This is a genomic window from Microcoleus sp. PH2017_08_TRC_O_A (assembly GCF_020738665.1).
GTDB lineage: Bacteria > Cyanobacteriota > Cyanobacteriia > Cyanobacteriales > Microcoleaceae > Microcoleus.
Window position 1 is genome coordinate 40,109 of sequence record NZ_JAEQCE010000060.1, and the last position, 13,605, is coordinate 53,713.

Annotated in this window: 10 protein-coding genes and 1 pseudogene; 4 read left to right on the forward strand and 7 right to left on the reverse strand. The window is 45.5% G+C overall.

Annotated elements, in window-relative coordinates:
• Window positions 1–510: 510 nt before the first annotated feature.
• Together JGK22_RS20660 and JGK22_RS20665 are read left to right on the forward strand one after the other, a co-directional pair.
• Window positions 511–1,248: a low-complexity tail membrane protein gene (locus JGK22_RS20660; protein ID WP_293193669.1), complete on the forward strand. Its 738-nt coding sequence runs from the start codon at window positions 511–513 to the stop codon at window positions 1,246–1,248.
• Window positions 1,249–1,489: 241 nt separating this feature from the next.
• Window positions 1,490–1,714 carry a hypothetical protein gene (locus tag JGK22_RS20665; protein ID WP_293184744.1) on the forward strand — a complete coding sequence of 75 codons (225 nt, stop codon included), beginning with the start codon at window positions 1,490–1,492 and terminating at the stop codon, window positions 1,712–1,714.
• 218 nt (window positions 1,715–1,932) lie between these two features.
• Here the strand turns inward: JGK22_RS20665 and JGK22_RS20670 are convergent.
• The 6 genes and pseudogenes from JGK22_RS20670 to JGK22_RS20695 form a co-directional block, all read right to left on the reverse strand.
• Window positions 1,933–2,727: pseudogene (locus JGK22_RS20670) on the reverse strand (DegT/DnrJ/EryC1/StrS family aminotransferase).
• A gap of 755 nt (window positions 2,728–3,482) precedes the next feature.
• Entirely contained in the window at window positions 3,483–4,058 is a 576-nt protein-coding gene (locus JGK22_RS20675; protein WP_293184742.1) for an alpha/beta hydrolase, read from the reverse strand.
• A gap of 335 nt (window positions 4,059–4,393) precedes the next feature.
• On the reverse strand, window positions 4,394–4,702 hold the full coding sequence (locus JGK22_RS20680; RefSeq protein ID WP_293184740.1) for a DUF3493 domain-containing protein: 309 nt from the start codon (window positions 4,700–4,702) through the stop codon (window positions 4,394–4,396).
• A 164-nt stretch (window positions 4,703–4,866) separates the two neighbouring features.
• A complete protein-coding gene (locus tag JGK22_RS20685; protein ID WP_293184738.1) occupies window positions 4,867–6,099 on the reverse strand; it encodes a DUF445 family protein in 1,233 nt (410 codons plus the stop codon).
• A gap of 162 nt (window positions 6,100–6,261) precedes the next feature.
• The gene (gene ubiE / locus JGK22_RS20690) at window positions 6,262–6,963 is read right to left on the reverse strand and encodes a bifunctional demethylmenaquinone methyltransferase/2-methoxy-6-polyprenyl-1,4-benzoquinol methylase UbiE (RefSeq protein ID WP_293184736.1); all 702 of its coding nucleotides are present in this window, start codon (window positions 6,961–6,963) and stop codon (window positions 6,262–6,264) included.
• A 151-nt stretch (window positions 6,964–7,114) separates the two neighbouring features.
• Window positions 7,115–8,059, reverse strand: coding sequence for a response regulator (locus tag JGK22_RS20695; RefSeq protein WP_293184734.1), 945 nt, complete (start codon window positions 8,057–8,059; stop codon window positions 7,115–7,117).
• A 156-nt stretch (window positions 8,060–8,215) separates the two neighbouring features.
• On the opposite strand from JGK22_RS20695, the gene JGK22_RS20700 reads away from it, so the two are divergent.
• Window positions 8,216–9,310, forward strand: coding sequence for a RuBisCO accumulation factor 1 (locus JGK22_RS20700; RefSeq protein WP_293218952.1), 1,095 nt, complete (start codon window positions 8,216–8,218; stop codon window positions 9,308–9,310).
• 473 nt (window positions 9,311–9,783) lie between these two features.
• On the opposite strand, the gene JGK22_RS20705 is transcribed toward JGK22_RS20700, so the two are convergent.
• On the reverse strand, window positions 9,784–10,800 hold the full coding sequence (locus JGK22_RS20705; RefSeq protein ID WP_293218950.1) for a DUF4349 domain-containing protein: 1,017 nt from the start codon (window positions 10,798–10,800) through the stop codon (window positions 9,784–9,786).
• A gap of 282 nt (window positions 10,801–11,082) precedes the next feature.
• On the opposite strand from JGK22_RS20705, the gene JGK22_RS20710 reads away from it, so the two are divergent.
• The gene (locus JGK22_RS20710; RefSeq protein WP_293226583.1) at window positions 11,083–13,539 is read left to right on the forward strand and encodes an ATP-dependent helicase; all 2,457 of its coding nucleotides are present in this window, start codon (window positions 11,083–11,085) and stop codon (window positions 13,537–13,539) included.
• The last annotated feature ends 66 nt before the right edge of the window (window positions 13,540–13,605 follow it).

The following is a 13,605-nucleotide window of genomic DNA, read 5'->3' on the forward strand; positions in this document are numbered from 1 at the left end:
AGGCAACTTGCATTGCCGATCGCTCCCAACTATTCTCTTCACTCAATACTCCCAAACTCATCGGACAGTTGACAGTTGACAGTTGACAGTTGGCAGTTGGCAGTTGGCAGTTGGCCGTTGGCAGTTGGCAGAATGAAATTCCTAATCGTCTTTACCCTTGCTGAAAATTCAAAATTTGCTCGCTCAAATAAGAATTACCGAAAGAAACCCGATTTCTGCTCGTAAGTCCTCGGTTTGATCGCTAAATATTTACTCCTCGCACCGGGTTTTAGAGTCAAGAGTGCGTCCAAGAATCTCAAAATTCAAAAGTCAAAACTCATATAGCAGTTCGATCGAAAAATGAGGTACGCTTGGGGTTTTCGGTAATCAGTAATCGGTAATCACCGAAAAGCTTGCGGTTCAAAAGCTGGTGCCGTGCCAATTACCAATTACCAATTACTAATTACCAATTACCAGACATACCTCATCTATTTTAGAAAGGCTATCATTCATAACTAATAATTAATTAAAGTGCGTTCTTTTTGGTCAGATCCTTTCTTGTGGATTCACCTTTCTGGGGTGGCTGCATTGCCGCTTTTCCTGGGACTGTGCTTGCTGGGACTCGCAGTGGGTTCTCCCACGCTCTCTGTCTGGTTAGAAGTGTTTTTAGTGGCTGTAGCAGGTATTGTTCCTGTGCTGTGGATGCAATGGTTCCGCCCTTTTTACATTTTTAGTATTTTAGTCGTGGCCGTGAAACCGCAGAATTTAACTTCTGTGCAGCAGCAGATGCTGACTCGGTTTAAAACTAAATTAAATCAAGGAATTGCTCTTTTTATCGCTGTTTTGCTGGCAGTAATTTTGTGGCAGCTATATCGATTTGCTCCCCTTGCTGCTGGGGTGGCTCCCTTTCCTCCTTCCTGGCGGTGGGCTGGGTTGTTGTTGGCAGTTGCTGCTTTTTTAGCTAGCAATTTGTTTTTGCAGGTGTCTGCTAGTGTGATGGCTGTTTTGCTGACGCCGGAATCAGAATTTGCAGCGACAAAGCCTCATGTATTAGAAAACATTAGGCAGGATTTTACGATCGCACCTTGGCAAGTCGATCGACTTTTGCCAGCTTTTGCGGGCGAGACAACTGTCACTCCGGCTGCACCCGCAGAGTCAATGCCACCAGCAGAAGGCATCAAGAATGCGTCATCCAGCAGTACAGTCAACTCAGAACCTGCGGACACCAACGGCCCTACATCCCTAACCCAACAGTCGATCGAAAAGTGAAATAAAAAATTAATATCGACATAATTGTAGTTTAAGCTACTTTATTTGCGACAGATGTATGCAGTAAAAAAAATAGGTAATGCTCCGGCTCAGATAAAGATTATTAATACTCTTAATATTTAATATTTAATCGCAGGTTGTGGCTATTTTATATTGGCTATTTGGAGAAAAGAATCTATAATAGAGAGAGTCAAGGTAAGCTTTCAATCCTTACAGGGAATTCAAACAGAGGTATAACAATATGGCGAATTATCTACCGATCGCACAAGAACCTCAAGCCGCAGAGCCGATCGAGCTGTGCGAAGATTCTGAAATCTGGGGCAGCCTCAAATCCGCGATCGGGGCAAGTTCAGGGTTTCAACGCTGGCAGCTAGAACTCAATTTTGAGAGTCAACAGCAAAATTTCACCATCGATCAGCAGGTTCGATCCTATCTGCGGGAAACTTTAGAAACTTTGGCTTACTGAGCGTAGCAAAACCAGAGATTGTCATAGTTTGTGAAATTCAACGTCAAATTCCGCCCTATCCCCTCCAATATGCTATGGGAGTTAACTCTCAACTTCGGAGTTCAAATTGCAGGGGAGAGTATTTCTCCTACATAAGATTTATCTCAAGCGAACCAGAGTAAAGGGAAATCGGCAAATGCTTCGTTGTAACGCTGCCAAATTTGCTTCCGGCGCTGCAATTAGGGGGCGACTTGTTTGAGTTGATGAATGCCGATCGCAGCTTGCAGATCCATCATATTGTATTTAAAACCGATTTCCACCACTTGATAGTGCTTGTAACCCGAGTCGCCGAAGCGATTCCAAGCATCTTTGCTCATACCGTGCAGCGCTAAAATTTTCAGCCTGTTAGCGTCTTCTTGACGGCGGGCGAGAATCATGCCTCCTTCACCCGTGGTGATGTTTTTGGTGACATAAAAGCTGAAGCATCCAAAGTCACCAAATGTGCCTGCTTTCTTTCCCTTGTACTCTGTTTCGATCGCGTGAGCGCAGTCTTCAATCAACTTCAAATTGTGACGGCTAGCAATCTCACACAGCGCATCCATATCGCAGGGACAACCGGCGAAGTGAACCGGTAAAATTGCTTTAATTCTCGAAGTTATTTTAGCTTCGACTTCAGCCGGGTTAATATTCATTGTCACCGGATCTACATCTGCCAGTATCGGTGTTGCTCCGGGGTGGACGATCGCATTAACTGTAGCGCAAAAAGTCATCGGAGTAGTAATGACTTAATCCCCGGGTTTTACCGAAGCAGCGAGGATGCTCAAGTGCAGTGCCACCGTACAAGAGTTGACTGCGATCGCGTGTTCGGAATCCTTGTAAGCTTTGAAGCCATTTTGAAAAGTCATGACTTTCGGGCCTGTACCCAACCAACCTGTTTTCATGGTTGAGACCACTTCTTGAATTTCCGCATCTTCGATCGCCGGAGCGCCAAAAACCAAGAAACGGTCTTTTGAACGAATAGGATTGTTATTCATGTTGGTAGTTTTATTCAATTCAGTAAATAGAGCTGATGGAGTGAAACTCTACTACCCTGAAATTTTCGATGACCCTAAAAATTGTGATTTTATTTGATTTGAGATGCTGTCAATTAATCCTGTTTCTTAACCCTGTGTATCTTTAACTTGTTTAGTCAAGAATTTTAGGGAATTCGTTGCCTAATAACACCTGTCATAGCACGAGATTAAATGACAGGCTGTTTTTCTGCAAGTCCCTAACTTTGATATGATTGCTCTATCCTAAGCCACATAATCTGCTATGTCCACCCATTTATATTTCAGTTTGTGAAGGATTTCAACAGTTGACAGTTGACAGTTGACAGTTGACAGTTTGAGAGCGACCTCTACCCTTAAGTCCGAGGATTGGAGTAATGAATAGTCTGATTTTCATTTACCAATTCTTTCTGGTAAAAGGTCTTGCCTGCATTTTTTTGCGAAATATTCCTTAACGAATAAACAGTTATACGGAGAGTATATTCATTTTTTTAGTAAACTATCGAACATCGATTCCGAGACTTCTTTGAGAGTCAAGTTCTACAGTTTTAAATTTGAGATTTGAGAATTGGGAATGACTGATTCTCGTCATGTTGGGAGTTTGCCAGCAGTTACATTGTTTTACAGTCGGGTTAAAAATCAGGCAAGTTTTGCACAAATCTAGTGTGACTGCGCTGTAATTTATGTAGCTTTAGAAAAATTGTGCGATCGCACAAATCAACCGCTGCTCACAAAATCCCCTACAATCTAGGCAGGCGAATCTTGTTTAAAATGTCTTGCAGCCGTTCTGAAGCGCCACCAAATTGTTCAGACAAAGCTACAAGTTTGCCGTAAGCTTCAACTAAGCGATCGCCCTCAACATTAACCTCTGGAGCAGGATAATTCTTCATCGCTTCCAGCAGCGTAATCTCGTTATCATTAGTTGCCGACAGCACCAAGGCCTCGCGCAAAGCTTCTCGATTTGCTTTCCCAGAAGGAGTGCGAATTACCTGACCCACTTCATCGAGAATTATTTCCCCAACTTTACTGTTGAGCGTCCGATCCAACAAGCTTTGACTAACTTTCACCGGTCTCATCAGACTGCGGCGAACCACTTCCGGGTCTTTTTTTGCCTTTCCCAGCAGCATTTCTAACCCGGGTGACATTTTCCCAGTTTCTGCAAAAATTTCTAATTCGCTGACTGGTAAAGTCATTCGGATCGCACTGTATTTTAGCACTACCTTTTCGGCCGCCGCCGCCACACTGCTGTAAAGTACGATTCCCACACCTGCGGCTAAAAATAACGTCCACCGCCCTTTGCAAAATGACTTGCTCATAGTAAAATATTCCAACTTTTTTGTCTAATTAGACTTTGACACATTTGGCAATCACCCGCTCCTAGCAAAATACCCAACGCCAACTCTTCTATCAGTGAAGGCTGGCGCTGGGCTTAAATTTATTTAATATATTTAGGGTCTTTATGAAAGCTGACCCCAATTGAACGAGTTAGAAGCGGTTTATGATTAGGATCTTTAAATTTGCTGACCCCAATTGAACCCACCTACCTATAATGACAGGGATCGATCGCAAACCAGGGTTTCGTAATACTTTCTTTATAATTATAACTTTTCCTTGCCTCAGATATCTTTTTGTGTAGATTTGTAAACCTTTGTTACTTCGACTTGGGCGATCGTGCTGCGGCGCGTTGCTCCAGGCGAAACAGGAACACCATCAGAGCCACGACTCCGACTTGGAGGGCAAAATTGGGTAAAGCAGAGCCAATTTCCCGGCCCGAGGCAATTTTCGCGAGGAAAACTACACCGCCGATAAAGCCCGAAGCGCCACAAGCTACGTACACAAACTGTCGCAGAGGCCGGTAGGGAGTGGCCATTTCTGCGGTTAAACGCTCGTATTGTTGGCGGCTGAGGTTGCGCGGGTTTTTTGGGATGTAAGGGCGATCGTCAGAATTTGGGGCTGCCATAAATTTAGAGAATAGGTGAATTAGGATACTTGACAAAAAACTCGGTTGCAGGTATAATTATATGCTGCAAAATACTGCCCAAAAACCAAATTTTTGTGACTGGTGTGTCAGTCCAATGAATATTAGGTAGGGTACAACAAATATCTCACAAGTTCCGGAATAAATCATCGCTGAATCAACATCACAACTGTCTGCAAACAGCCGACAAAAACGCCCAAAATCCCTCCTAAATTGACAATTCCCTGCAACTCGCTTTTGACAATTCCCTGAATTGCTAGCTCCAACTCTTCGGGAGAAGTGCCTTTTACTCGATCGATAATTACCTGGTCGATATTCAAAATCGGGATAGCCTGAGCTACAATATTTTCTAAATCCCGCTCTAGATAGCGATCTAACACCAAAGCCAGTTCTTTGCTCACAATTTCTAGGGAAGCGCTCATCACCGCTGAAGTTTGCAATCGATTGAGAATCAACCGCGAAATATTTTCCCAGTCAATAGATTTGCTCAACCCGTCAAGTACCTCTGTACCCCGCTCTTGAACGTAGCTGCGAACACTGTCGCGCATAGTTTTTCGCAATTGTCTCACCGTCGAAACCGGTAAGTTTTGCATCGACAAATTTTGCAGCCATTCCTGAAGTCGCCCGCGAATTCCCAAAGAAACAGTTAATTCTGCTAACCGCTGATTTGTGACTTGTCTGTCATCCAGACAAAAAGTCCGCAGCCGAGTTAAAGTGTTACGCAAACCAAACAAATTGGCTACTACCCAATAAGTGCCGCTGGTTTTTTCTCGAAATCCTTCGTCGATGATCGAAATATTGCGATCGGTCAAAAAGTCAATCAAAGCCTGCCGCAGCACTTCTGGCGGTATTACTACCTGCAACAGCCAATCAGACAACTGACCAGCTTGAGAGTCAGTTAGCTGAATTTCCAGCAAAACTTGGTCAAAAATTTGATTTAGCTGAGCTTCTAAAAAATCTTCCCGGCGCGCCAAAACTTTGAGAATTCGCGGCACAGATTCCCCGAGCAAGTCTCGCAGAATGTTAGCAAGAATTTTAGCAGTTTTTTGCTCTGTGTCTGCCTTTACTTGATCCAGGGCCAACTGCAACAGCCAGAGAATTACTGACTGCATCCGCTCAGTTTGAAGGAGGCGGCGCGCCAAGTTTTGCAGTTCCTGCGGCGTCAGCAGCGAACCCATGATTGTGTCGGAAATTCGCTTAGCCAAGCGCTCTTGGTTGCGGGGAATCAAGCCGGGAGTGAAAGGCAACTGCCGCCCTTTGATGTAAATAGCTCGATAGGGGCGGAACAGCATTTTGATAGCTATATCGTTAGTGAAATAGCCAATAATTCCTCCCACTACAGGCGGGGCTAACAACAGCCAAAGTTCAGAGGGATTCATCAATTATTGGGAAATTGGGAATTGGGCATGGGGCATTGGTTATTAGTTATTAGTTATTAGTTATTAGTTATTGGTTATCGGAAAATGGAACAACAAGTAACAAGTAACAAGTAACAAGTAACAAATAACTAATAGCAACTGTCAACTGTCAACTGTCAACTGTCAACTGACTAACACCAATACTCCCATCATAGCTCCGGCAATGGGATAGTGGGTGGCGGTGGCAAATCCGGCTTGGCGGGCGATCGCGACTTGCTGCTCGCCGATCGGGAATTTTTCTAAACTAGGATTAATGTAGGCATATTCTTGAGTCATGCCAAATTGCTGAGCAATGGGAACCACGAGAGTATCTAGATAAAACTGCTGAAAGCTCCGCATCAGGGAATTGCTGGGGCGGTGGAGGTCGAGAATAGCAGCCTTTGCGCCCGGTTTGAGGACGCGGTGCAATTCCTGAAGACTGCGGGGGATATCCGTCACGTTACGCAAGCCGTAACCCATGGTGGCGCAGTCGAAGTAATTGTCGGCAAAAGGCAAGTCTAGGGCGTCAGCTTCTACCCAGGTAATGGGACTTGCAGGAGTGAGAAAAGGTCGATCGCGCTTACCTGCAACGGCCAATTGTTCAGCAGAAAAATCTACTCCAAATACCGAACCGGTAGGCCCTGCTTGTTTTGCCAGCAGCAAAGCTATATCGCCGCTGCCGCAGCACAAGTCTAAACAAGTATTTCCGGGGCCCGCACAGCTCCATTGCACCGTCATTTGCTTCCAAATCCGGTGCTGCCCCAAGCTTAACCAGTCGTTCAATTGGTTGTAAACTGGTGCAATTCGATTAAATATAGTTTTAATTTCTTCTGCGTTATTAGTCATTTGTGATTAGTTATTAGTTATTGGTTATTTGTGATTAGTTATTAGTTATTAGTTATTTGTTTGTTACGAATGACTGTTGACTGTTGACTACTAACAACTGACCACTGCTTTCCTAACAACTGTCAACTGTCAACTGTCAACTGTCAACTAATTAATCACCCTGAAAACTCGTCAATACCAAAGCAACTTGTTGAGCGGCGAGGTGAACTGTTGTGAGTTCGTCGGGGCGCAGGGAACAAGGTTGCTTCCACTGAAGGGATATCAGGGCGATCGATCGACCTTTGTGAATCACCGGAACAGCCAAGTGAGCTTGAATGCCAGATTTTTGGTAGTGTGGCAGACTCGCTAGGGCTGCGTCGCTGGCAATATTCACAGCACCCTGAATAGCTTGAGAGGAAATCGCTTCTAGAACCAGAGGGTCATCTGCCAGCCAATTTTCCACAGTTTTACCGCTGGTGTGAGTGCCTTGAGCCGGCATTAAAGCAGTGCCTTCGACCAGTTGCAAAATGCAAATATCAGCCAAAAAATTATCGCTCACAGCAATAGCAATTGGGTCTAAAGTTGCTTCCAGACTCGGATAATCCACAGCGGTTTGCATGATGGTTGCTAACAGTTGTATTTGATTTTGGGCGCGATGCAATTCCTCAGTCCGCTGCTTGAGAACTTCATAAGTCTCGGCCGCCTTTTGCACCACCATTTTCAATTCGTTCGGGTCCCAAGGCTTGGTGATATACTTGTAAACCTGTCCGGAGTTAATCGCATCCACCAAGTCTTCAATATCCGTAAAACCAGTCAAAATAATTCTGACCGTATTCGGAAACTGCGGCACGGTTTTGCTGAGAAATTCCGTTCCCTTCATTTCTGGCATCCGCTGGTCGGAAATGATGACGGCGACCTCGCCCTCAATGGCGAGGACTTCCAAGGCGCGAATCCCGCTCTCAGCTTTGAGCACGTTAAAATCTCGTCGAAAAGTGCGGTAGAGTAAATCCAGATTGTCTGGTTCATCGTCTACTACCAGCATTTTGGGTTTTTTTGGTCGGTGTAGTGTCATGAGCTGGCGTTTAATTTGATCGAGCTCTGGAATGGCATTATCCATAACAATACGATAAACTCCCCTTTGTAAATTTAGGCGAGCAACTATTCTGTAACAATAGTCTCATAACTCCCTTACCATAAATCTATCGCTCTCCCGCGACACGAGCCTTGCTAGTATCCAATTACACATAACTCAACGCTGATTTTTGATTCAATTATGACTGATACACCGCAAGATTCTTCCCCTTCTAAACCTGCACCCTCCACTGATGCTGTGGATGTGGAAAAGTTAATTCGATCGCTCCGCCGCAAGGAAGGCACCTGGGTAGAGTGGGGACAAGCCTGCACGGCACTGTTGCAAGCGGGCTGCAACTCTCAGCAGATTTTTGAACAAACTGGTTTTGAGCCTATTCAACAAAATCAGGTCGGCGTTGCAGCACAAGTTTACACCAGCATGGTCAATGCTGGTGCTTCGGATGAAGTTCGATCGCACTTTCTGCGGAAAGGTAGTGATATTTTATACGAGTTTCGGATTCTCTCGCAAGCAGAGCGAGCCGGAGCGGCAGCTTTGATGTTGGCCCACAATTTGGATGTTGATGATTCCCGCCAAGTTGCTAAGGCGATGAAGGAGTTTTCGCACTTCGGGAGTCTCCCGCAGGGGTTCACAGACACTCCTGGGGATGCTGTAGCTTACCAGTGTTGGCAGTTGGCGAGACAAAAAAGCGATTTGCAAGAGCGATCGCGCTTAATTGCTCGCGGTTTAAAATTAGCTAGCAGCCAAACTGCTAGGGCGCAAATCGAGCAATTGTTGGTGGATTTTACTGTAGTTCCGAGACGGGAAGCGCCTCGTTTACCAGTTTACAGGCTCGATACCGAGGAACAACTGCCTCGGATTGTCCCGGTTGTAGGCAAATTGCCGCTTTCTACGTCAGATTTGCTGGCAGTGCCTTTGCCGGAGGAAATCGAGCCGTTTCGCATGGTAAAATTTTCCGGAGCTGGAGCTTGGGTGGCGATTCCCGGATGGCAGGTAATTTTGAACGCGGAAGATCCGGTGGCGGTTTTGGAAATGAGCGATCGACTGCCGGTACCGCTCCAAGGTAAAGTTGAAGAAGTTTTGATTATTGCCGATCGCGCCCAAAGACAGTGGGATGCTGAGAGTTATTTCCTCGCCGATAACGGGGGGAATCTAGAATTGCAGTGGTTTGAAACATCCCCGCAGTTGTCGATTTTGGGGCGAGTTGTTTTGGTGATGCGTCCGAAGAAGATTGTGGATGAAGATTATACCAAAGATGGATGGCAAATTGACGATTAGTCAGTTGGCAGTTGACAGTTGGCAGTTGACAGTTGACAGTTGACAGTTGACAGTTGACAGTTGACAGTTGACAGTTGACAGTCATTGGTAGGGTGTGTCGCGAGCGAAAATTCCTAAACAAAGATTGACAATCTCACCGCGACGCACCTTATATTATCTGCGATTCTGAATTTGGGCAGGAGTTGCACAACTGTTACATTAAATCAAAAAGGTACGTAGTTGCGCTTTAGCGCTCTTTCATAGATATACGCAAAGAGCGCTGAAGCGCAACTACGTACCTAAAGATTAAATCCCATAAAAGTACCTGTTGCGTTCAGAAGTGCTGGGAATGATATCAAGTGCGATCGCAATATTTCGGCGTTTGGTGCCTCGCTACCTAATGACAAGTAAGAGTAAGAGGGCGGGCACGGGGGCACCGCCCCTACCAATGCCCAATGCCCAATGCCCAATGCCCGATGCCCGATGCCCCATGACTAATTTGTAGCAGGCGGTTTCGGTTCTTGAACTTTCGGAACTGAATGCTGTTTCTTAAATCGAATTATACCATAAGTCGCCGCCCCAATTACTACGAAATAAGGACTGTAAGCCAACAGCCAAATGCCCAAAGCAAACAAACCTAAAGTTAATTCGCCCACAGAATGAGTCGCTTGTCCCCAAGTTTCCTGCACCCGCAAGCCGAGAGAAGGTTCCGGTTCTTGCTGGGCCGAGACTGCTGCTTCTAGAGTTAAACTAATAGTCGAATAGGCTACTTGATTCCGCAAACTTTTTAACTGAGCGTCGATGCGCTCGATCGACTCCCGAATCGTACTCAACTGCTGAGAAGCTTTGAGTACGTCGCCAACAGAGCCGGATCGCTCCATAATTTTTAACACAACTTCCTCGGATTTTCGCAGGTTGCGGAGCCTAGCCTCGCTGTCAACTAATTGATCGCTAACATCCTCAGCCGTCAGCCCTCGGTTTTCGACACTTCCGAGTTTTGTTAAAGCATTTAAAGTAGTTTCTAACTTTTCTTGAGGTACCCGAATCTGCATAGTTGCGGTTTGGCGCACGCTAGAATCCGGCGGCTTTTGGTTTTGGAAAGCCAAGATATCGCCTTGCTGTTTTTTCACAATCTCGGTGACAGATTTAGTGCTGTTGTCAATAGATTTGACAACTACACTGAGTTCGGCTTTTTTAATCAGTTGGGGAGCAGTTGCTGGAGTTTCTGCGGCTGGTTTTTTTGCGGTGTCAGCAGCAACTTTTGACGCTGCGCCTCCGGGTGTGCTTACAGGTGCGGGTTCGGATTGGGGAGCAGATGCGGCAATTTGCTTTTCGGCGCTGCGGGATGAAGCAAAGCCGTTTGTGGAGCCGCTGGGGGAGGAAGTTGCACAGCTTGGTAAAGCAATGGCTGAGGATAAAGTTAAGAATGCTACAACTGCAAAGCGAGTTGTGCTGTTGTTGGCTGGGTTTGGCTGGTGTGGTGGAAAATTGGTTTTGAGGTGAGTTTTCATTGGGGATTTTTCCTATAAAAAGGCTTGGGTATTGAATTTTATGCTGGTTTTAATTTAAGCTCGCATAGATAGGGTTTGTTGAGCCGATACCAAAATGGAAACGGTAGAGTTAAACAGTTGACAGTTGACAGTTGACAGTTGACAGCGAAGTGATAAGAGCGGAGATTTAAACTCCGTTCTTATCACAATCTGCCTTCATGCTGGGGCTTCAAACCCTTGCTATTCGGTGAATTTTTGGGGATTTTTAACCGCAGATAAACGCGGATAAACGCGGATGTAATTATGACTGATGAATTTGATACTGATTTTAGTCGATCGACTGTCGAGATCGATCGCCCGAACAGCACTTTCTCCGAGTTAGATCCCGCCGCGCTTTTGGCTGCCGCTTGCGGTAAAATTCGCGACAGCTTGCGTGCGGGCCAGCACGAGATGGCGGATTGGGCGGGCGGCCCCCTTGCGGTTTCGGCGGTTCCAGGGGCCGGGAAGTCTACAGGAATGGCTGCTGCGTCGGCAATTGCGATCGCCCGCAACCGACTTAACAACCGCCGTCAGTTAATTGTGGTGACGTTTACGCGATCGGCTGCTGCTAATATTAAAGCTAAAATTCGGGAAAGATTGGCACAATTGTCTTTATACCAAGGCGGTTTTGCCGTACACACTTTGCACGGTTTAGCTTTAAATATTGCGATGCGCCATCCCGATTTGTCGGGTTTAAATCTCGAAAATTCGACGTTAGTCACTCCAACTCAAAGTCACCGCTTAATTCGCACTTGTGTAGAACTTTGGATCGCGGAAAATCCGCGCCGATATCAAGTTTTGTTGGAAGGACAGCAATTTGATGGAGAAGAAACGGAGAGATTGCGGCGACAATCGGTTTTGCGGACAGAGATTTTGCCGCAGTTAGCTAAAACTGTGATTCACGAGGCGAAATCTTCGGGTTTGTCTCCCGAAGAGTTATTAAAAATGGGCGATATTAATTCTGGCGATGGTTATGAAATTTTAGCGGTAGCCGACGGTTTATATCAAAAATATCAGGCTTTGTTGAGAAGCCGGGAATTCATCGATTATGACGAGATGATTTTAGCAGCTTTGCGGGTGTTGGAAAATCCGGGCGCCAGGGCGATGGAACAAAAGCAAGTATTTGCCGTGTTTGAGGATGAAGCGCAAGACTCGACACCTTTACAGACTGAGCTTTTGAAAATATTAGCTCAAGATCCCGATCGTCCTAATTCACCTCCTAATTTTATCAGAGTTGGCGACCCAAATCAAGCAATTAATTCTACCTTTACTCCCGCCGATCCGATTTATTTTAACCAATTCTGTGACGAATGCGAAGTTGAAAACAAGTTGGCGACAATGGACGGTGCAGGCCGCAGTAGCCAGATCATTATTGATGCAGCTAACTTTATGTTGCAATGGGTAAACCGCTCAGAATTAGCGGGAACCGAACAGCCTTTTCGATCCCAAACTATCAAGCCAGTTCCCAGCGATGACCCGCAGCAAAATGCCAATCCTGCCCCCATAGGTCGAGGCTTAGAATTGCATACTCCCCGCGATATTTACCAGACAGTTGAGTTAATTGGAAAGCGGGTAATTGAGTTAGTAGAGGAATTTTTACCTGCGGATTTTGTCTGGGAAAGTCACGAGCAAAATATTCAATCGGGCAGTGAATCGAGGGATGAAGAAAATCGCCCTAAATTGCCAGTAGAAAATCTAAAATCAATGGCTGTTTTAGTGCGGGAAAACAAACAAGGCAAGTTTATCAAAGAAGTCCTAGAAAATCCGGAAAAACACGGATTGAGCTGCGATTTACGCAAATACGGGATTAAAATTGAGGATGTCGGGGAACGAGACAGACATTCTCAAGTACCTTGGGAAATATTAACATTGCTGCAATTTCTCGATCGCCCGCACTCACCAGACTACCTGAAAGCAGCCTTAAAGATTTTGAGCGATCGACAACTCATCCCCAAACAAGACTACAATGCCTTTGCCACCAGCCCCGAACAATTCCTCTACCCAGGCCCGCTAGACCCCCAGCAGTCAGATCCAGTCCGCAAATGCCGTTATTTTTGCTGCGGTTTGCTGCAAGCACGTTTAGAACTGCCGCCCTACCAAATCATCTCATTCTTAGCCTTAGCCCTGCAATACGACCAAACAGAATTAGCCACCGCCGACAAATTAGCAGAACGGGTAGCAATCCAAACAGCCGGTAACAATTCAATGAGCAATATTTTGGGAGTGCTGGGCGAAATTGTTAGTTCAGAAAGATTTGAGCCTGTAGATGCAGATGACAAAATAGAAGAACGCTACACCAGCAAAGGTCAACTAACAATTATTACCATGCACAAAGCTAAAGGATTAGATTGGGATTGTGTATTTTTACCATTTTTGCACGACCAAACAATCCCCGGAAGTTTGCGAGTTTTGCCACAAACTAGATTTTTAGGAGATTTCACTTTAGCTGAAGTAGCGAGAGCTCAAATTCGAGCAAGTTTGCACGAAAAACATCCTTTACCAAATCTGGGCGAAGCGTGGGAACAAGCAGGTTATTTGAAAACAGCAGAAGAGTTTCGATTGCTATATGTAGCAATGACGCGGGCCAAAAGTTTGCTGTGGATGGCCGCGGCGAAGAAAGGGCCTTTTACTTGGAACAAACCCGAGAATTTGCAAGAGCAAAAACCTTGTCCGGTGATGCCTGTTTTGAAACAGCAATTTCCGGGAAATGTGATGTTGTAAAATAGATTTTTGGAACGAACCGCGAACTCCGCAAACTTGGAGAACAAAAGCTCGATCAAAAAAACA

Excerpts from the sequence above, each read along its gene's own strand:
- JGK22_RS20675 (WP_293184742.1), bottom strand. The coding sequence starts at position 4,058 with ATGAGCAAGTCATTTTGCAAAGGGCGGTGGACGTTATTTTTAGCCGCA.
- JGK22_RS20695 (WP_293184734.1), bottom strand. The coding sequence starts at position 8,059 with ATGGATAATGCCATTCCAGAGCTCGATCAAATTAAACGCCAGCTCATG.
- JGK22_RS20680 (WP_293184740.1), bottom strand. The coding sequence starts at position 4,702 with ATGGCAGCCCCAAATTCTGACGATCGCCCTTACATCCCAAAAAACCCG.
- ubiE (WP_293184736.1), bottom strand. The coding sequence starts at position 6,963 with ATGACTAATAACGCAGAAGAAATTAAAACTATATTTAATCGAATTGCA.
- JGK22_RS20665 (WP_293184744.1), top strand. The coding sequence starts at position 1,490 with ATGGCGAATTATCTACCGATCGCACAAGAACCTCAAGCCGCAGAGCCG.
- JGK22_RS20700 (WP_293218952.1), top strand. The coding sequence starts at position 8,216 with ATGACTGATACACCGCAAGATTCTTCCCCTTCTAAACCTGCACCCTCC.
- JGK22_RS20705 (WP_293218950.1), bottom strand. The coding sequence starts at position 10,800 with ATGAAAACTCACCTCAAAACCAATTTTCCACCACACCAGCCAAACCCA.
- JGK22_RS20685 (WP_293184738.1), bottom strand. The coding sequence starts at position 6,099 with ATGAATCCCTCTGAACTTTGGCTGTTGTTAGCCCCGCCTGTAGTGGGA.
- JGK22_RS20710 (WP_293226583.1), top strand. The coding sequence starts at position 11,083 with ATGACTGATGAATTTGATACTGATTTTAGTCGATCGACTGTCGAGATC.